The sequence below is a fragment of the Pannonibacter phragmitetus DSM 14782 genome (genome assembly GCF_000382365.1).
GTDB lineage: Bacteria > Pseudomonadota > Alphaproteobacteria > Rhizobiales > Stappiaceae > Pannonibacter > Pannonibacter phragmitetus.
The window spans coordinates 144,893-162,080 of sequence record NZ_KB908215.1 but is presented as its reverse complement, the minus strand read 5'-3'; the positions used below and the strand labels follow the sequence as shown (position 1 = coordinate 162,080).

General features: G+C 64.7%; 17 protein-coding genes. 8 read left to right on the top strand and 9 right to left on the bottom strand.

Translation table 11 applies throughout. The features are described 5' to 3' along the window. The first annotated feature begins 47 nt into the window (after positions 1 to 47). Both H163_RS0100790 and H163_RS21865 read left to right on the top strand, forming a co-directional pair. Positions 48 to 1,463, top strand: a complete 1,416-nt coding sequence (locus tag H163_RS0100790; protein WP_019962632.1) for a LysM peptidoglycan-binding domain-containing protein — start codon at positions 48 to 50, stop codon at positions 1,461 to 1,463. 114 nt (positions 1,464 to 1,577) lie between these two features. Next, positions 1,578 to 1,877: an excalibur calcium-binding domain-containing protein gene (locus H163_RS21865; protein ID WP_019962631.1), complete on the top strand. Its 300-nt coding sequence runs from the start codon at positions 1,578 to 1,580 to the stop codon at positions 1,875 to 1,877. A gap of 150 nt (positions 1,878 to 2,027) precedes the next feature. Here H163_RS21865 and H163_RS0100780 read toward each other — a convergent pair whose 3' ends face one another. The 5 genes from H163_RS0100780 to pcaD form a co-directional block, all read right to left on the bottom strand. Then, a complete protein-coding gene (locus H163_RS0100780; RefSeq protein WP_019962630.1) occupies positions 2,028 to 3,368 on the bottom strand; it encodes a 3-carboxy-cis,cis-muconate cycloisomerase in 1,341 nt (446 codons plus the stop codon). Between the two features lie 214 nt (positions 3,369 to 3,582). Beyond that, positions 3,583 to 4,209, bottom strand: coding sequence for a protocatechuate 3,4-dioxygenase subunit alpha (gene pcaG / locus H163_RS0100775; RefSeq protein WP_019962629.1), 627 nt, complete (start codon positions 4,207 to 4,209; stop codon positions 3,583 to 3,585). 3 nt (positions 4,210 to 4,212) lie between these two features. Then, complete coding sequence (pcaH, locus tag H163_RS0100770) at positions 4,213 to 4,965, bottom strand: protocatechuate 3,4-dioxygenase subunit beta (RefSeq protein ID WP_019962628.1); 753 nt, start codon at positions 4,963 to 4,965, stop codon at positions 4,213 to 4,215. Next, positions 4,962 to 5,408, bottom strand: a complete 447-nt coding sequence (pcaC, locus tag H163_RS21860) for a 4-carboxymuconolactone decarboxylase (protein ID WP_019962627.1) — start codon at positions 5,406 to 5,408, stop codon at positions 4,962 to 4,964. The genes pcaH and pcaC overlap by 4 nt, the downstream gene beginning before the upstream one ends. Next, positions 5,401 to 6,189, bottom strand: a complete 789-nt coding sequence (gene pcaD / locus H163_RS0100760) for a 3-oxoadipate enol-lactonase (RefSeq protein WP_019962626.1) — start codon at positions 6,187 to 6,189, stop codon at positions 5,401 to 5,403. The genes pcaC and pcaD overlap by 8 nt, the downstream gene beginning before the upstream one ends. A gap of 132 nt (positions 6,190 to 6,321) precedes the next feature. On the opposite strand from pcaD, the gene pcaQ reads away from it, so the two are divergent. The 3 genes from pcaQ to cysN all read left to right on the top strand — a co-directional run bounded on the left by pcaQ (position 6,322) and on the right by cysN (position 10,330). Then, positions 6,322 to 7,239: a pca operon transcription factor PcaQ gene (gene pcaQ / locus H163_RS0100755; protein ID WP_040677877.1), complete on the top strand. Its 918-nt coding sequence runs from the start codon at positions 6,322 to 6,324 to the stop codon at positions 7,237 to 7,239. A 245-nt stretch (positions 7,240 to 7,484) separates the two neighbouring features. Next, positions 7,485 to 8,390 (top strand): sulfate adenylyltransferase subunit CysD, encoded by a 906-nt coding sequence (gene cysD / locus H163_RS0100750; RefSeq protein ID WP_026355301.1) that lies wholly within the window; start codon positions 7,485 to 7,487, stop codon positions 8,388 to 8,390. 2 nt (positions 8,391 to 8,392) lie between these two features. Continuing rightward, on the top strand, positions 8,393 to 10,330 hold the full coding sequence (cysN, locus tag H163_RS0100745) for a sulfate adenylyltransferase subunit CysN (protein ID WP_019962623.1): 1,938 nt from the start codon (positions 8,393 to 8,395) through the stop codon (positions 10,328 to 10,330). Positions 10,331 to 10,714: 384 nt separating this feature from the next. On the opposite strand, the gene znuA is transcribed toward cysN, so the two are convergent. Further along, positions 10,715 to 11,791 (bottom strand): zinc ABC transporter substrate-binding protein ZnuA, encoded by a 1,077-nt coding sequence (znuA, locus tag H163_RS0100740; protein ID WP_019962622.1) that lies wholly within the window; start codon positions 11,789 to 11,791, stop codon positions 10,715 to 10,717. 152 nt (positions 11,792 to 11,943) lie between these two features. On the opposite strand from znuA, the gene H163_RS0100735 reads away from it, so the two are divergent. The 3 genes from H163_RS0100735 to H163_RS0100725 are packed head-to-tail and all read left to right on the top strand — an operon-like array spanning position 11,944 to position 14,142. Then, a complete protein-coding gene (locus tag H163_RS0100735) occupies positions 11,944 to 12,858 on the top strand; it encodes an ATP-binding cassette domain-containing protein (protein WP_026355300.1) in 915 nt (304 codons plus the stop codon). Continuing rightward, on the top strand, positions 12,848 to 13,669 hold the full coding sequence (locus H163_RS0100730; RefSeq protein WP_040677871.1) for a metal ABC transporter permease: 822 nt from the start codon (positions 12,848 to 12,850) through the stop codon (positions 13,667 to 13,669). Before H163_RS0100735 ends, H163_RS0100730 begins: the two co-directional genes overlap by 11 nt. Positions 13,670 to 13,695: 26 nt before the next feature. Beyond that, a complete protein-coding gene (locus tag H163_RS0100725) occupies positions 13,696 to 14,142 on the top strand; it encodes a Fur family transcriptional regulator (protein WP_019962619.1) in 447 nt (148 codons plus the stop codon). A 7-nt stretch (positions 14,143 to 14,149) separates the two neighbouring features. Here the strand turns inward: H163_RS0100725 and H163_RS0100720 are convergent, their stop codons facing one another. The 3 genes from H163_RS0100720 to H163_RS0100710 are packed head-to-tail and all read right to left on the bottom strand — an operon-like array spanning position 14,150 to position 17,186. Beyond that, a complete protein-coding gene (locus tag H163_RS0100720; RefSeq protein WP_019962618.1) occupies positions 14,150 to 14,908 on the bottom strand; it encodes a polysaccharide deacetylase family protein in 759 nt (252 codons plus the stop codon). Continuing rightward, on the bottom strand, positions 14,905 to 16,077 hold the full coding sequence (locus tag H163_RS0100715; RefSeq protein ID WP_019962617.1) for a glycosyltransferase family protein: 1,173 nt from the start codon (positions 16,075 to 16,077) through the stop codon (positions 14,905 to 14,907). Before H163_RS0100715 ends, H163_RS0100720 begins: the two co-directional genes overlap by 4 nt. Next, positions 16,077 to 17,186, bottom strand: coding sequence for a glycosyltransferase family 4 protein (locus H163_RS0100710; RefSeq protein ID WP_019962616.1), 1,110 nt, complete (start codon positions 17,184 to 17,186; stop codon positions 16,077 to 16,079). The genes H163_RS0100715 and H163_RS0100710 overlap by 1 nt, the downstream gene beginning before the upstream one ends. Positions 17,187 to 17,188: the final 2 nt, after the last annotated feature.

Sequence of the window (17,188 nt, the reverse complement as noted above, 5' to 3'; positions counted from 1 at the left end):
CCGTTGAAGAGATCTGCCGCACCTCCAATCAGGGTTTGGGGTCTGAGATGACACGTAAAGGGGTTACCATCAGTCTGGTCATTGCCGTGATCGTGGGGATCATTGCGCTGCTGACAGGCTATCTGAGCCAGAAGGATGCGGGAGCGCCCCAGCAGACTGCAAATGCGCCTCAGCCCGCGGCTCAGGCCCAGGCCCCTGAAGCCGCTCCCGCTGCGCCTCAGCCGGTCACCACGGCAGCCCCGGCGGCAGAGCCGGCACCCGCAGCACTCCCTGAGCCTGCGGCACCCAGCTTTGACGTGGCAGGCATTGAACCGGATGGCGCTGCAGTCATCGCAGGCCGTGCCGCCCCGGGCTCGAAAGTCTCTCTTCTTGCCAACGGCGTAGTGACCGGGAGCGCCACTGCCAATGAGGCCGGGGAGTGGTCTATGGTGCCGGAAAAGCCGCTGGCACCCGGCGACTACGACATGCTGCTGCGTATGGAAATGCCTGACGGTAAGACCGTCGAGTCAAAGCAGCGGCTGACCGTTTCCCTGTCCGGTTCAGGCAATGAGCGTCCGCTGATCGTCCTCAACAGCCCGGATGCCCCGTCCAGTGTTCTGCAGCAGCCCGCCGCTGTCGAGGTGGCGACCGCTGACGCGGAGCCCAAGCCAGAAGACGCAAAGCCGGAACCTGTTGTTGCGGCGCCGGCGGCTGCAGCGGCACCTGCGTCTGAGCCGGCTCCTGCTGCGGCCCCTGAAGCTGCACCAGCGCCTGCCGCAGCTCCTGCTCCTGCCACAGATCCTGCTCCGGTTACCGGCAGCCCGCAGCCCGCAACGGCTCCAGTGGCGGAGGCTGCGCCTGAATCTGCTCCTGCACCGCAGACAGAACCCGCTGCCGCTACCCTTGCGGTTGCTGCTGCTCCGGAGCCGGCAGAAGCCCCGGCGGCAGAGCCCGAACCCGTCATCGCACCGGTCACTGTCGAAGCGGTCGAGTCCGAGGATGGCAAGCTCTATGTGGCGGGAACCAGCACGGCGGATGCGCTGCTGCGCATCTATGTGGCCGATGCTCTGGTTGGCGAAACGAAGGCCAACGGGGAGGGCCGCTGGCTGCTGGAGACCACGGCCGAAATTCCGGTTGGCGACGTGGAAGTGCGTGCCGACCATGTGGATCCGGTGACCGGTGCGGTACTGGCCCGTGCCGCCGTGTCCTTCCGCAAGGCCGAGCCGCAGGAAATCATCCTCAGCAAGGTCGATGAAGCGAAGGCTGAGGGCGGGGCAGAGGCTGAAGCCGCTCCGCAGATGCCGAATGTCATCATCCGCAAAGGCGACAATCTCTGGAACATCTCCCGCCGCCTCTATGGCACGGGCTTCCGCTACACCACCATCTATCAGGCCAATAAGGACCAGATCCGCAATCCGGACCTGATCTATCCGGGACAGGTGTTCCTGACCCCGGGCGCGGAACCGGATGACGCTGCCAAGTAAGCTGCGGATCTGTGCCGACGAATTGCGAGGCGCCGGGAAACCGGCGCCTTCGGTTTTTCTGGCTTTGCAGACCTGTTATGATGGAAGCCGGTTCACGAAAGAAGTTGCTTGGCCATGCGTGTTGTCCTGGCGATGATCGCCATCCTGCTTGCCGCCGCGCAACAGGTGCGCGCTGAGGCTGAGCCGTTCTCCCTTGCCCTGGATGAGCTGCAGGTGGCGCAGCGGTTCAGCTGCGTCGGCTCCTGCGGAACGGTGCGCTCCTGCGAGGAGGCCGTCTATCTCTGGTGTGTCTGCGGCTATTCCCGTGCGGATGGCGACGGTGATGGCGTGCCTTGCGAAAAGGTCTGCGGTGACAGCACGCAGCGCAATCTGCAGAAGGTGCGGGAGCTGATGGACCAGTTCGGTTGCCGCTAGGGATCAGTTGATTCAGCGCCTCAGCGCAGTGACTCAACGGCATCAATCACTTGCACCGGCAACCTGAATCACCTTGCCCCATTTGCCCGCAAAAGCGGATTCAATCTCGCAAGCGCTTGAATCAATTTGTGAAGAAGCCGAATCTGTCTCTCAGCTCTCAAGGCCAAGTGCCTGAGCCGACTCCACAATCCGGTCAATCAGTGCCGCCGATTCACCCATGTGCAGCGCAGGGTCCTTCAGGGCGCTCCAGTCATCGGGAACCGGTGTCATTGCGGCCAGCACATCGAAGAGATGGGTGCCGGTTGCGAGGACTGTAGCACAGGCTTTCTTTACCAAATCTTGCGCCTGCGGACGGGGCATGGTGGCGGCCAGTGCGAAGCTGGCGGCTTCCGCCAGCAGCAGGCCGTTGCTCGCCTCGATGTTGGCACGCATGCGGGCGGTGTCGATGACGAGGCTGTCCAGCAGGCTGGTGGCGGTGGTGAGTGCCTTGCCGGTGGCCGCCGCGATCTGCGGCAGGCTCAGCCACTCGATCAGCCAGGCCGCGCCGCTGCGCTCATATTCGGCGATGGCTGCCTGTTGCAGGGTGCCGAGTTGGCCGCCGGTGTAACGGGCGAGGGCGATCAGCACTTCGGCACCCACCGGGTTGGCCTTGTTGGGCATGGTGGACGAGCCGCCGCCGCTGCCGGGGCGCAGCTCGCCGATCTCGTTCTGGGAGAGGAGGGCAATGTCCTGCCCGATCTTGCCGAGGCTGCCGGTGACGAGGGCGCACCAGCCGGCAAATTCCATCAACCCGTCGCGGCTCACATGCCAGGGCACGGGCGAAATTGTGAGACCCAGCCGTTCGGCGAGCTTTGCCTCTACCTCAAGCCCATGCGGGGTCAGCGCGGCAAGGTTGCCCGACGCCCCGCCCAGCGACAGGCGCAACAGGCGCGGGCGCAACTGGGTGAGGCGCTCCAGATGCGCCAGAAGCGGCGCCAGCCACACGGCCGCCTTCAGCCCGAAGCTTGTGGGCGTTGCCTGCTGCATGCGGGTGTGCGCCGCCATGGGTGTTGCCCGGTGCGTCTCTGCCATGCGCAGCAGCAGCCGGGAAAGATCACGCAGGCGCGTTTCGAAAAGGTCTGCCAGTTGCGACAGCCGCAGCACCAGCCCCGTGTCGGCAATGTCCTGACTGGTCGCGCCCCAGTGGATGAAGGGGGCATGGTCTGCCGGCACGGCCTTGCGCAGGGCCGCGACCAGCGCTGGCACGGGCACGCCGTCCTGCGCGGTGGCCGCCGACAGTGCTGCCGGGTCCAGCGTCAGGTGTCTTGCCGCCGCGCTGATCGCCTTCGCCGCCTCCGGCGGAATGAGGCCGCAGTCCCCTTGCGCCAGTGCGAGAGCTGCCTCCACCTCCAGCATGGCCGCAAGGGCGGCAGCATCGCTGAACAGCGCCGCCGTTTCACCATCCTGCAGCAGGCCGGAAAGGAGAGGGGAATCGAAGGGGCTGACGGTCATGGCTGTCCCTGATGCGGCCGGAAATGGCGCTGGCGGCTATTGGTACTGGAACGGCAAGGGCCCGCCAAGGGCGGGCCGGATGCCGGGTGCTGGAGCATCGCAGAAAAGACTGGAGCCGGGCCGTCTTTGACCCGGCTCCATGCACGGTTCCCGATCAGGGAGTGATGGGCTATCTCGATCGCCCAGATCAGGTCCGTCTCTTGCCTGCGCGGGATCAGATGTCGAAGAACACCGTCTCGTTTTCACCCTGGATGTGGATGTCGAAGGTGTAGACCACCTCGCCATTCCGCTCCCCGCGCCGGGCGATCAGCGTCTTGCGGCGCACCGGGTGTTCCACCAGATTGATCACCGGGTCCTTGGCGTTGGCCTCTTCCTCGTCGGAGAAATAGAGCCGGGTGTTGAGGCCGATGTTGATGCCGCGTGCGACGATCCACAGGCTGATGTGCGGGGCCTGCGGACGCCCGTCACGCCAGCGCACGGAGCCGGGCTTGATGGTTTCGATGACGAACACGCCTGTTTCGAAGTCTGAGCAGGTGCGGCCCCATCCCCGGAAATCCGGATCAAGCTGGCCTGGCCCCTTGTCTTCCGGGTGATTGTAGCGGCCATCGCTGTTGGCCTGCCAGCTTTCGATCAGCACATCCTTCAGCGGCGTGCCGGAGCCGTCGAAGACGCGGCCCTCGATACGGATGCGCTCTCCGCGCGTTTCTGGCCCGGCCACCACGTGGTTGAAGTTTTTCTCGAAAATGTCGAACCCGGCTGCCTGCGGGGCAAGGCCGATGTGGACATAGGGGCCCGCCGTCTGGCTGGCGGTTTCCTGAAGATAGGGAAGCGGCAGAACCATGGCTCAGTTTCCTTCCAGACGATTTTCGAAAAGCGTGGAGCGGCGGCCGCGCAGCACGATGTCGAAGCGGTAGGCCCGGTAGTCGAGCGGAGCGGAGGCCTTCATGTCCAGCGGGGCAATCAGCCGCTCGATGGCACCGGCATCCGGAATGGTCTTGACGATCGGGCAGATGCCGATCAGCGGGTCGCCCTCGAAATACATCTGGGTGATCAGGCGCTGGGTGAAGGAATGGCCGAACACCGAGAAGTGGATGTGGGCCGGGCGCCAGCTGTTGATGTAGTTGCGCCAGGGATAGGGGCCCGGCTTGATGGTGCGGAAGAAGTAGTAGCCGTTCTCGTCCGTCAGGGTGCGGCCGCAGCCGCCGAAATTCGGGTCGATCGGGGCGAGATAGGTGTCCTTCTTGTGGCGGTAGCGCCCGCCGGCATTCGCCTGCCAGGCTTCCACCAGCACTTCGGGCAGTCCGCGGCCGTTCTCGTCCAGCACGCGGCCATGGACCACGATCCGCTCGCCGATGGGCTCCCCCGTCTTGGCGTAGTTGAGGATCATGTCATTGTCGAGCGGCCCGAGGTCGTTGTGGTTGAAGGCCGGGCCGGTGATCTCGCCCATGCCCTGTTCCAGTGACAGAAGCGCCTTCTGCGGCGAGCGCAGAACGGAGCTCTTGTAGCCCGGCGCATAGGCGGGCGGATGCATGGACAGCTCGCGCTGGTAGTAGTCGCCCAGTCCCGGGCTCGGAAAGTTGCTTGGGGTCTCGCTCATGACTGGCCTCCCTGATCCAGATCAGCAGGTTTGCGCATTTCCTCCACTTCGCCCATCCGCCCGTTGGCGGCCAGGGTTTCGCGGGCAATCTTGAAAGCGGTGTTGGCCGCAGGCACTCCGGCGTAGATCGCCACATGCAGCAGCGCTTCGCGGATGTCGCGCGCGCTGGCGCCGGTGTTGGCGCTGGCCCGCACATGCATGGCCAGTTCCTCATGGTGGCCGAGCCCCGCCAGCAGGGCAATGGTGACGAGGCTGCGTTCGCGCTTCGTCAGGCTGTCATCGGCCCAGACCGTGCCCCAGGCGCTCTCCACGATCAGCGTCTGAAAGTCCTCGTCAAAGGGCGTCTGATTGGCAATGGCCCGGTCCACATGGGCGTCGCCCAGAACGGAGCGGCGGGTCTTCATGCCGGTGGCATGGCGCGAGCCGGGGGAACGGTCAGACAAGGGAATGCTCCTCAAGGAAAGTATCGACGGCTGCGCAGAAGGCCTCCGGCGCCTCGACGCAAGGGATGTGGCCGACACCCTCGATAAGGATGAAACGGGCACCTTCGATAAGCTCAGCGGTGCCGCGCACCAGATCCGGCGGGGTCGAGCCATCCTCGCTGCCCGCAATCACCAGCACCGGCAGCTTCAGCTTCGCGGTGGAGGCGGTGAGATCAGCGCCAGCCAGCGCATGGCAGATGCCGGTGTAGCCTTCGCGCGTGGTGCGGGTCAGCATGGCGCGCCAGCCGGAGAGTTCCTCCGGGCGGCTCTGGCGGAAGGCGGCGGAGAACCAGCGTTCCAGAATGGGTTCGGAGAGTGAGGCAATTCCGCCCGCTTCAATCGCGGCGATGCGCTGGCCCCACATTTCGGCCGTGCCCACCTTGGCCGCCGTGTTGCTGAGCACCGCTGCCCGCACCAGACCGGGGCGCAGCGCCGCAAGCCCTTGCGCCACCAGCCCGCCCACGGACAGGCCGACGACAATTGCAGAGGTGATTCCGAGCGCAGCCAAAAGCTGGTCGAGGTCGGCAACGAGATCCTCAATCGAATAGGGGCCATCGGGGCACTCGGACAGGCCGTGGCCGCGCATGTCATATCGCAGGATCCGGAACCTGCCGGAGTAATGCGCCGCCACCCGGTCCCATGAGCGGAAGTCCGTGCCAAGCGAATTGGCAAAGACCAGAACGGGCAGGTGCTGCTCGCCGCTGTCGCTCACATGCAGGCACACCCCGTTTGCGCGGATCATCTGCAACGCACTCTCTCCCTCTTATCGCGTCCTGTGCCGGGCACGTCTTCTCCTGAGGCAGACTATTTCATTCATCCATCGGTTATGTAAAATGACAAATTGTCCAGTCAGCATAACCGGAGGGAATGGATGATCATTGATGGCCGGGTAAAGTACCGCCACATCCAGTGCTTTCTGGAGGTGGCCCGCAGGCGCAGTCTGGTGAAGGCTGCCGATGCGCTGGCCATCACCCAGCCTGCCGTTTCCAAGACACTGAAGGAACTGGAGGAGATTCTCGGCGTGCGCCTGTTCGAGCGCTCGCGCAAGGGCGTGGAACTGACCCAGTTCGGTGATGTGCTGCTGCATTATGCAGGGGCGAGTCTAGCTGCGCTGAAGCAGGGGCTCGACAGCGTGGCGCAGGCGCGCATGTCGGGGGATTCGTTCCTGAATGTCGGCGTGCTGCCCAGTGTCGCAGCGCGCATCTTCCCGGAGGCGGTGCAGCGCTTCGAGGCAGAGGCCATCGGCACTGTGCTGACGATGGAAACGGGCCCCAACCGGTTTCTGCTGGGCCGCCTCAGGGTGGGGGAACTGGATCTCGTCGTCGGGCGGCTGGCTGATCCTGAACAGATGCAGGGGCTCTCCTTCACGCATCTTTATTCCGAAAGCGTGTCGCTGGTGGTGCGCCGGGGGCATCCGCTGCTGGATGAGCCCTTGGCAGATCTGCCACGGATCGCGGATTTCACCGTGCTTTATCCAACGCGGGAGGCGATCATCCGGCCTTACGTGGAGCGGCTGATGATTGCCAACGGCGTCAGCCATTTGCCCAAGCGGGTCGAGACAATCTCTGACACGTTCGGGCGCATCTACACGCTGGACAGCGATGCTGTGTGGATCATCTCCAGCGGCGTGGTCGCGCGCGATATTGCCAATGGGGATCTTGTCGAACTGCCTGTGAAGACGGCGGAAACGCTGGGGCCGGTCGGGCTGACCACCCGCGCCGATACGCCGCCGACACCGGCGCTGATCCTGATGCAGGCCTGCCTGCGCTTTGCCGCCGGAATGGCGCGCTGACTGATTGATACATGCCCCTGTGTTACGGCTTTGGCCCGGGTCCAAGCCTGTCTGGGCGCATGACACCTGAATTGATGCTGCCGAAGGGATTTCTCCCAAGACCCCAAAAAGCGGGAGTAAAGGTCCGGCTTCCGGCAAACTGCGCAAAACTGTTTCTTATGCGCAAGGACAACGCCCTATAGTCTCGCGCACATGTTCCCGGTGCAGCAACGCGGCGGGAAGAGGGAGTGGAAGAAGGCAATCGCATGTCAGACCGGCTCAGCAATCTCCGGCGCCTTGAGGCGGAGAGCATTCACATCATCCGCGAGGTTGCGGCAGAGTTCCGCAATCCGGTGATGCTCTACTCCATCGGCAAGGACTCCTCCGTGATGCTCCATCTGGCGATGAAGGCCTTCTATCCTTCCAGGCCGCCTTTCCCCTTCCTGCATGTGGACACGGGTTGGAAGTTCCGCGAGATGATCACTTTCCGTGACGAGACCGCAAAGCGGCTCGGGCTGGAATTGATCGTTCACACCAACCCGGACGGGCTGGCGCAGAACATCAACCCCTTCGACCATGGTTCGCAGGTCCACACCCACATCATGAAGACCGAGGCGCTGAAGCAGGCGCTGACGAAATACGGCTTCGATGCGGCCTTCGGCGGCGCGCGCCGCGATGAGGAAAAGTCCCGCGCCAAGGAGCGCGTCTTCTCCTTCCGCACGGCAGCCCATACCTGGGACCCGAAGAACCAGCGGCCGGAACTGTGGAACCTCTACAACGCCCGCGTGGCGAAGGGCGAATCCATCCGCGCCTTCCCCCTGTCCAACTGGACCGAGCTGGACATCTGGCAGTACATCCTGGCGGAGAACATCCCCATGGTGCCGCTCTATTACGCCGCACCCCGTCCGGTGGTGGAGCGCGACGGCATGCTGATCATGGTCGATGACGACCGGATGAAGCTGCGTGCCGGGGAGACGGTGGAAGAGAAATCCGTCCGCTTCCGCACGCTCGGCTGCTATCCGCTGACCGGTGCCATTGAATCCGGGGCTGATACGCTGCCTGCTGTTCTGCGCGAGATGCTGATTGCGCGCACATCCGAACGCTCCGGCCGCCTGATCGACCACGACGACAGCGCCTCCATGGAAAAGAAGAAGCGCGAGGGGTATTTCTGATCATGGACTTCTCCGAAAAGCTCACGTCCGAAGAGGCCGTGCTCGACTATATCCGTTCGCAGGAAAACAAGGATCAGCTGCGCTTCCTCACCTGCGGCAGCGTCGACGACGGCAAGTCCACCCTGATCGGGCGCCTGCTCTATGACACCAAGCTGATCTTCGAGGACCAGTTGGCGGCACTCGAAAAGGATAGCCGCAAGCACGGCACCGTGGGCGAGGACATGGACCTTGCCCTGCTGGTGGATGGTCTTGAGGCCGAGCGCGAGCAGGGCATCACCATCGACGTGGCCTACCGCTTCTTTGCTACCGACAAGCGCAAGTTCATCGTCGCCGACACGCCGGGCCATGAGCAATATACCCGCAACATGGCGACCGGTGCCTCCACCGCCGATCTCGCCGTGCTGCTGGTCGATGCCCGCCACGGGCTGATGACCCAGACCCGCCGCCACGCCTTCATTGCTTCGCTGCTCGGTATCCGCCATGCGGTGCTGGCGGTGAACAAGATCGACCTCGTGGATTTTTCGCAGGAGCGCTTCAACGAAATCCGGGAGGCTTTCGAAGAGCTGGCCCGTGGCTTCGGCTTCGAGACGCTGCAGGCGATCCCCATCTCCGCCCGCTATGGCGACAATGTCACCACCCGCAGCGCCCGCATGCCCTGGTATGACGGTCCGGTACTGCTGGAGCATCTGGAAAGCGTCGACGTCAGCCTTGCCGGTACGGGGCAGCCTTTCCGGTTCCCCGTGCAGTGGGTGAACCGGCCGAACCTCGACTTCCGCGGTTATTCCGGCACGATCGCCAGCGGCCGGGTGACCGTTGGCGAGGAGCTGGTTGTCGCCGCCTCCGGAAAGACGTCTTCGGTCACCCGCATTCTGGGCGCTGGCGGCGATGTGGAAAACGCGAGCGCCGGTGAGGCGGTCACCATCGTCCTTCGGGACGAGATCGATATCTCCCGTGGTGATGTGCTGGCGCCCGTTCAGGCGCGTCCGGATGTGGCGGACCAGCTCTCGGCTCATGTGATCTGGATGGCGGAAGACGCCCTGCTGCCGGGCCGCTCGTATCTGATGAAGATCGGCGCACGCACGCTGGCGGCCTCCGTTACCGACATCCGCCACAAGATCAACGTCAACACCTTCGAGCAGACGGCAGCCAAGACGCTGGCGCTGAACGAGATTGGCCTTTGCAACATATCGCTGGCAGCTCCTGCTGCTTTCGAGGCCTACGGCGCCAACCGCACCATGGGCGCCTTCATTCTCATTGACCGCATGACGAATGCGACGGTGGGGGCGGGCATGGTGGCCCATGCGCTGCGCCGGGCCAGCAACATCCACTGGCAGGCGCTGGACGTGGACAAGGCGGCGCGCAGCGAGAGCCTGCGGCAGAAGCCGGTGGTGCTGTGGTTCACCGGGCTTTCTGGCTCCGGCAAGTCCACCATCGCCTCCATCGTGGAGAAGAAGCTGCATCTCGAAGGCCGTCACACCTATGTGCTCGACGGCGACAACGTGCGCCACGGCCTCAACCGCGATCTGGGCTTCACCGACGGCGACCGGGTGGAAAACATCCGCCGCGTCGGCGAGGTGGCCAAGCTCTTCACCGATGCGGGTCTGATCACGCTGGTGTCCTTCATCTCGCCCTTCAAGGCCGAGCGCCAGATGGCGCGCGAACTTCTGGAACCGGGCGAGTTCATCGAGATCTTCGTCGATACGCCGCTGGACGACTGCAAGGCACGCGATCCCAAGGGCCTCTACAAGAAGGCGATTGCGGGCGAGATCCCGAACTTCACCGGCATCAGCAGCCCTTATGAAGCACCGGAAAACCCGGAACTGCACCTCAAGACCGCAGGGCGTGAGGCCGAGGTTCTGGCCGAGGAAGTGCTCAACCACCTGCGCCGGGAAGGCATCATCCCCGCCATCGGCTATTTCTCGGCCGGCGAGGGGATTTGATAACAACTCTCGATGAGCTCGACTCATCGAGAGTTGGTCAAGCCCTTGCGGCGCCTGAGCAATATCAATGCGTGATGCGTCAGCATCCCGGAGCCTTGGTATGAGCCTGAAGGCGGGCACATGCGGGGCCGCCGGAGGCAGGTTGAGCCTTCCGTATTCGTCATGCCATGGCTACGGCCATGGCATCCATGCCGTGACGCTTCTGCCCGGCGAGGCCTCAACATTGCTGTCTTTCCATGCTGACTGCCCGTTGTGAGAGGTCTCGGCATGGATGGCATGATCAAGTCATGCCATGACGACAGGATTGTCGTTTAGTGAAAAACAAACAGGGCGCGGATCATCTCCGCGCCCTTGATCGTTTCAGCTCTGATGCCGTGCGGCGGATTAGCTTCCGCCCGACAGGCAGGTCTTCAGCGAGGCGGCCATGTTGCGGGTCACCTCGAAATAGAGGTCCTTGCCATTGGCCACATCCGCGCCCAGCGGGTCGAGCACGCCGGTGCGCACATCCGTGCCTTCGATCAGCACGCTGACGAGCTTCGGCTCGAACTGCGGTTCGGAGAAGACGCAGACGGCGCCCAGGTCTTTCAGCTTGGTGCGCAGGGCGGCGACACGCTCGGCACCCGGCTGCACTTCCGGGCTGAGGGTGACGGAGCCGGCCGCACGCACGCCGAAGCGGTGTTCGAAATACTGGTAGGCATCGTGGAAGACGATGAAGGGCTTGTCCTTCACCGGTTCCAGCTCCGCTGTCAGCTCGGTTTCCAGCGCCGTCAGCTTTTCCTTCAGGGCCTTGGCATTGGCGGCATAGGTTGCCGCGTTCTCCGGATCAGCTTCGGACAGGTGGTGGGCAATGTCGTCCGCCATGGCCTTGGCGTTTTCCGGATCCAGCCAGACGTGGGCGTCAAACTCGCCATGCTCGTGGCCATGGCCGTGGTCATGCGAATGGCCGTGATCATGGCCCGCCGCTTCCTTGGCTTCGGTGCCATGGTTGTGGCCCGAATGGTCATGGGCGGCATGGTCATGCCCTTCATGGCCGGCTTCACCTTCCTCCTCGCCGTGATGATGCGGTTCGAAATTGGCATCCTCGCGCACCGGCAGCTTGGTGACGCCCGGCGCTTCGGACAACTCGATGGCCTCGGCCTTTTCGCCCAGCGTTTCGAGCGGCTTTGAGAGGAACGGCTCCAGCTCCGGCCCGACCCAGAACACCACATCCGCATCCGCGATCAGCTTGGCGGTGGAGGGCTTCAGCGCGAAGGTGTGCGGCGAGGCGGCGCCATCGACGATGACGGAGGGCTCACCCACGCCGTCCATGACGGCGGCAACGAGGCTCTGCACCGGCTTGATCGAGGCAACGACCTTGGGCGCGGCGAGCGCAGGGGAAAGGCTGAGCAGCATCAGGGCCGTGCCGGCCAGTGCTGCGCGGGCGAGGCGGCTCTTCGAGCCGGTGCGGGAAGTCTGGGACATGGGAAGTCTCCTTCAGTCCTCGGGGAAAGGCCCGGCGCAGGAGGCGCGTCAGGCGGAACTTGTGATGTTATGTTGTTACATTGTTTGCGTGATCGTATAACGTATGAGATAAGTCGCGGCAACCCCGATCCTCACACTGGAAAGCAACCGGCTTGTCTCCCAGCGGTTCCCATCTCATCCAATTGTCCAATGCCGGCGTGCAGCGCGACGGCCGCTGGCTGGTGCGCGGCGTCGATCTGACCGTGGCCCCGCGTGAAATTGTCACGCTCATCGGCCCCAACGGATCCGGCAAGTCCACCACGGCCAAGATGTCGCTCGGCATCGTCGCGCCGACGGAAGGCACCTCCGCCCGCAAGGACGGGCTGAGGGTTGGCTACGTGCCGCAGAAGGTTGCCATCGACTGGACGCTGCCGCTGACGGTCGGCCGCTTCATGCGCCTGACGTCGCCGCTGTCCGAAGCCGAAGCCGCCGAGGCCCTGTCCGCCACCGGCATCGCCCATCTGATCAAGGCCGAGATGCGCAACCTCTCGGGCGGCGAGATGCAGCGGGCGCTGCTAGCCCGCGCCTTTGCCCGCAAGCCGGACCTCCTGGTGCTGGACGAGCCGGTACAGGGCGTGGACTACAACGGCGAGATCCTGCTCTACGACCTGATCAAGGACCTGCGCGACCGGATCGGCTGCGGCATCCTGATGATTTCCCACGACCTGCACGTGGTGATGGCCGCCACCGATCAGGTCATCTGCCTCAACGGCCATGTCTGCTGCCGGGGTACACCGGTCAATGTTGCCCGCTCCAGCGCCTACCGCGAACTCTTCGGCATCCGTGCCGCCGGGGCGCTGGCGGTCTATGAGCACAGTCACGATCACGAGCATCTGCCCGATGGCCGCGTGCGCCATGCGGATGGCTCGGTCACCGACAGCTGCCATCCGGGCGACGGGCATCACGATCACAGTCATGGGCACAGTCATGACCATCATGCTCACCATCACCGTGGACATGATCACGCCCATGAAGCAGGTGCAGAGCCTTGTGGCGGTGTGAAGAAGGATGAGCGCCATGCTGGATGATTTCTTCACCCGTGCCATTCTGGCCGGCATCGGTGTTGCGCTGGTGGCGGGCCCGCTTGGCTGTTTCATCGTCTGGCGGCGGCTGGCTTATTTCGGCGACACCCTGTCCCATGCCTCGCTGCTGGGGGTGGCGCTAGCGTTCCTGCTGAATGTCAACATCACGCTGGCGGTCTTTCTCATCTGCACGCTGGTGTCGCTGCTGCTGCTCACGCTGCAACGGCGCGGTGGGCTGTCGTCCGATGCGCTGCTGGGGCTGCTGGCTCATTCGTCTCTGGCACTGGGCCTCGTGTGCCTTGCCTTCATGACCTGGATCCGCATGGACCTGATGGGCTTCCTTTTCGGCGACATCCTGTCCGTTTCGCGGCTGGACATCGGGATCATCTATGGCGGCGGCGCGGTGGTGCTTGCCGTGCTGGCCATGATCTGGCGGCCGCTGTTTGCCGCCACCGTCAATGCGGATCTGGCCGAAGCAGAAGGCATGCAGCCGCAACGGGCCAACCTCATCTTCATGGTGCTGATGGCGACCGTGATTGCCATTGCCATGAAGATCGTCGGCGTGCTGCTGATCACGGCATTGCTGATCATCCCGGCGGCGACTGCGCGGCGGCTTTCCGCCGGGCCAGAGCAGATGGCCGTGATCGCAGCCCTGGCCGGGGCCTGCGCCGTCGTCATGGGGCTTTTTGCCTCACTGGACTTTGACACGCCTTCGGGGCCGTCCATCGTGGTGGCGGCGATGCTGCTTTTCGGTGTAAGCCTGTTCCCGGTCCGGGCGATGCTGGGCCGCAAGCGCCGCACTGACAGTGCGGGCTGACCGGCGGCTGAGAGAAGGAAACGACGATGAGTGACCACCACGACCATCATCATCACCACCATCACCACGACCGCTCCGGCCTGACGCGCAACCAGAACCTCGTGTTCGGCGCTTTGGAAGAGGCGCAAGGACCGCTGACGGCCTATACCATCCTCGACAAGCTGCGGGTGGAAGGCTTCCGGGCGCCGCTGCAGGTCTACCGGGCGCTGGAAAAGCTCGTTGAAATGGGCATGGTGCACCGGCTGGAAAGCCTCAATGCCTTCGTGGCCTGCCGCCATCCCTCCTGCGAGGACCACGCCAGCACGGCTTTTGCCATCTGCGAAACCTGCGGATCGGTGAGCGAATTTGCCGATGAAGAGATCTCCAAGCGGCTCAGCGGCTGGGCCAAGGCCGAAGGCTTTGCCCTGCACAAGACCGTGATCGAGCTGCGCGGCCTTTGCAGCACCTGCCGGGAAGCTGCCGCCGCGCAGTGACTTTTGCTTATTCCCGGAAAAGCCCGGGCACGTCCGGCCATTCTGCGCCCGGATGATGCGCGGCGATGGCGAGAAATTCCTCCAGAAAAGCCTGGCACCCCTCATCGTGAACGAGGTGATGGGTAAGGATGCCCAGCGGTTCGCCGTCCGTGTTGCGCCGCCGCAGAAGCTGAAGGTCCAGCCGTTCGCGGGCGCTTTCCCAGCCGATGAAGCGCCGGTCCTTCTTCCACTTGATGATGTCCACATGCGCCTGCACCACATGCGGCCCGTGGTAATGCCAAGTGAAGGTGGTCAGGCCCGTCAGCCCGGCCTCCGGCAGAATGCGGATGATGCCGGGAGCGATCCGGTTCCAGGGCGGCACCATGGCTGGCACAAAACGCGGCCCGAACAGCTGGCCGAGCCTTTCGTATCCGGCCTTCAACTCCGCCAGCGCTTCCGCTTCGTCCCGCCGCGTGCCGAACTCGGCGGCCTTCTCGCCCAGGTTCTTGAGCTGATGGTTGAGATGCTGCCAGCCATGCTGCAGCACCACGGCATGGGGATCCTCCGCCAGCCGCTGCGCCAGCGCTTGCGTCGCGTTTCGGGGAATGACGGCAAGGGCCACCTGCACCTTGTGGGCGCGGGCAAGGCCAAGGATGGCCTCCAGCGCAGGCGTGGGCTCAATGGCATCATCATCGCGCCACCAGAAACGCACCTTCCGGTCCCGCTCCGCAAACCAGTCGAGATGCGCCCTGAGGCTGTCCCGGAACGCGGCAAGCTCAATCGTCATTTGCGGAACTCTTCCAGATCCTTGAGGAGAATGTCAGCGCTCGCCTCCGCGCCGCCAAGGCGCACGGAGGTGGCGGCATGGGGCAGGGACAAGGCTTCATCCACCGCCCGGGCAAGGGCTTCGGCGGACAGGTCCTTCTCGGCCAGCATGACGGCGCGGCGGTGGCCGGCCAGCGCTTCGGCGCGCTGGGTCTGCTCGGTCTCCTTCACCTGCGCAAAGGGCACGAGCACGCTCGGCACGCCTGCCCGAAGGATATCGAGCACCGTATTGTAGCCCGCCTGACTGACGGACAGTCTTGCGCGGGCGAGAAGGTTCGGGAAATCCCGCCGTGCCCGCTCCACGATCACGCCCTCCGGCGCGCGCTCCACATAGGAGGCGAAGGCTTCCGCCTCCACGTCGTGGCCCACCAGCAGACGCCAGCGGGTATCACCGGCGCGGGTAGAGAGGAGACGGGCGCCAAGGGCAGCCTCGATCAGCGCGGCAGAGACGGCTCCGCCGCCGCAGGAGAGGATCACCTCGTCCTTTCCATCCTCGCCGGGGGCCTCGGGCCGCCCGTCCGTGCTGACATAGCCGGTGTAGCGCACCAGATGGGTGATGCGGCCCGCGAAGGGGAAGCTGTCGCCCAGCTCGACGAAATCCGGATCGGAATGGACCAGCACCCGGTCATAGGAGGCAAGCGCCTGATCCGCCATCCACTCTTCCTTCCAGAGCTGCTGCTTGCGCACCAGAATGTCGCGGATGGAACTGGCGGTCAGCGGGCGCTCCGGCAATGCACGGGCATGGGCAAGGAGCGGCGCCAGCTCGAACTCAAACTGGCGGCGGCCGAAGGGATAGGTTTCGGTCAGGAGAATATCCACCGGGCGGGCCGTGAAGGCCGTCATCGTGGCCTCTGCCCGGCGGGTCATCCAGGCCGCGTCAATGTCAACGCCTTCCGGCGTCACCAGCCGGTTGAACACCGCATCGGGGCTGCGCACCGGCGGCAGGGCGATGACGGTGAGGCCGGAAACATCCAGCGTCGGCGGCAGAATATTGCCGGTCGCCAGCGTCACGTCCACGCCGCGTGCGGCCAGCGCCTGTCCGATGGCGGCCGCCCGCACCGCATGGCCGGTGCCGAGGAGGTGCTGAACATGGATGAAGGCGTGCAGGGGGCGGGTGGATGTGCTGGTCATCAAGGTCTTGTCCTCACACCCAGATAATGCTTTTGCGCCGCATGGAGAAGGGCATCAAGCCGTGCTGCGCCTGCGGTGAGATCATGCCGGGCGAGAATATGGGCGCGTGCTGCCTCGCCCATGGCAAGCCGCATGTCCCGGCTCAGGATCAGGCGGCGCAGGCTGGCGGCAAGGGCGCCTGCATCGCCTTCCGGCGAGAGAAGCCCGGTTTTGCCATCCTCGACGATATCCGGCACGCCAAAGGTGGCGCCGCCCGCAACGGCCAAGCCGCTGGCCTGCGCTTCGAGAAAGACGAAGCCGAAAGCCTCGCGGATGGCCGGCCAGACGAACACGTCATGGCAGAGATATTGTTGCGGCAGCGCTTCGGGCGGCAGGGCCCCGGCGAAGCGGCTGCGGGCAGCGGGAAACAGCGGCTCTAAAACTTCGCGGGAGGGGCCATCGCCAACAAGGGTCAGCTCCCAGTCGAGATCCATCAGCTGCGCCAGTGCCGCAGCCAGCACCTTGTAGGAGGCTTCCTTGTCGCCGGGGCGCATCATGCCCACAGCCAGCAGCCGCACGGGGCCTTCTCCGGGCCGGACAGGACGGGCTTTCAGGAACGGTGCTGCATCGAGGAACGGCGGGAAGAGATGCAGCACATCCTGCGCCAGCACCGGCTCAAGGCAGCCCGCATCGGCCCGGTGGATCGCACCCACCGCGTCAGCGCGCTGAAGCGCCGCATCGGCAGCGGCAAAGCCGAAGGCCCAGGGGCCGGTCTGGCGCTTGGGTGCGCGGCTGGCTTCCAGCACCACGTAGGGGATCGCGAAATGGTCCGCCACCGCAGGCCCGATCCAGTCCGGGGCCTTGTGGTAGAGGTGATAGGTCACCCACACTTCCGGGCGCCAGCCATCCGCTTCCCAGCCGCCGATGATCCGCCCCGCCTCTGCCTTTGCCGCCGCATGGGCGTCCGGCAGTTCCTGAGGCGCAGCGCGCCAGGTCTTCAGCCGGCTGGCCACGCGGGTGTCATGGCCGCCCGTCTCCAGCGCCCGCAGGATGAGCTGCGCAAAGGTCCGGTCGCCGGAGGGCACCGGATCATCGGCAGGTTTCATCGGCGCGTAGAAGGCGGCGCGCATCC

Coding starts and splice junctions, on each gene's coding strand:
- H163_RS0100790 (WP_019962632.1), top strand. CDS start 48: ATGACACGTAAAGGGGTTACCATCAGTCTGGTCATTGCCGTGATCGTG.
- H163_RS21865 (WP_019962631.1), top strand. CDS start 1,578: ATGCGTGTTGTCCTGGCGATGATCGCCATCCTGCTTGCCGCCGCGCAA.
- H163_RS0100780 (WP_019962630.1), bottom strand. CDS start 3,368: ATGACCGTCAGCCCCTTCGATTCCCCTCTCCTTTCCGGCCTGCTGCAG.
- pcaG (WP_019962629.1), bottom strand. CDS start 4,209: ATGGTTCTGCCGCTTCCCTATCTTCAGGAAACCGCCAGCCAGACGGCG.
- pcaH (WP_019962628.1), bottom strand. CDS start 4,965: ATGAGCGAGACCCCAAGCAACTTTCCGAGCCCGGGACTGGGCGACTAC.
- pcaD (WP_019962626.1), bottom strand. CDS start 6,189: ATGATCCGCGCAAACGGGGTGTGCCTGCATGTGAGCGACAGCGGCGAG.
- cysD (WP_026355301.1), top strand. CDS start 7,485: ATGTCAGACCGGCTCAGCAATCTCCGGCGCCTTGAGGCGGAGAGCATT.
- cysN (WP_019962623.1), top strand. CDS start 8,393: ATGGACTTCTCCGAAAAGCTCACGTCCGAAGAGGCCGTGCTCGACTAT.
- znuA (WP_019962622.1), bottom strand. CDS start 11,791: ATGTCCCAGACTTCCCGCACCGGCTCGAAGAGCCGCCTCGCCCGCGCA.
- H163_RS0100730 (WP_040677871.1), top strand. CDS start 12,848: ATGCTGGATGATTTCTTCACCCGTGCCATTCTGGCCGGCATCGGTGTT.
- H163_RS0100725 (WP_019962619.1), top strand. CDS start 13,696: ATGAGTGACCACCACGACCATCATCATCACCACCATCACCACGACCGC.
- H163_RS0100720 (WP_019962618.1), bottom strand. CDS start 14,908: ATGACGATTGAGCTTGCCGCGTTCCGGGACAGCCTCAGGGCGCATCTC.
- H163_RS0100715 (WP_019962617.1), bottom strand. CDS start 16,077: ATGACCAGCACATCCACCCGCCCCCTGCACGCCTTCATCCATGTTCAG.
- H163_RS0100710 (WP_019962616.1), bottom strand. CDS start 17,186: ATGCGCGCCGCCTTCTACGCGCCGATGAAACCTGCCGATGATCCGGTG.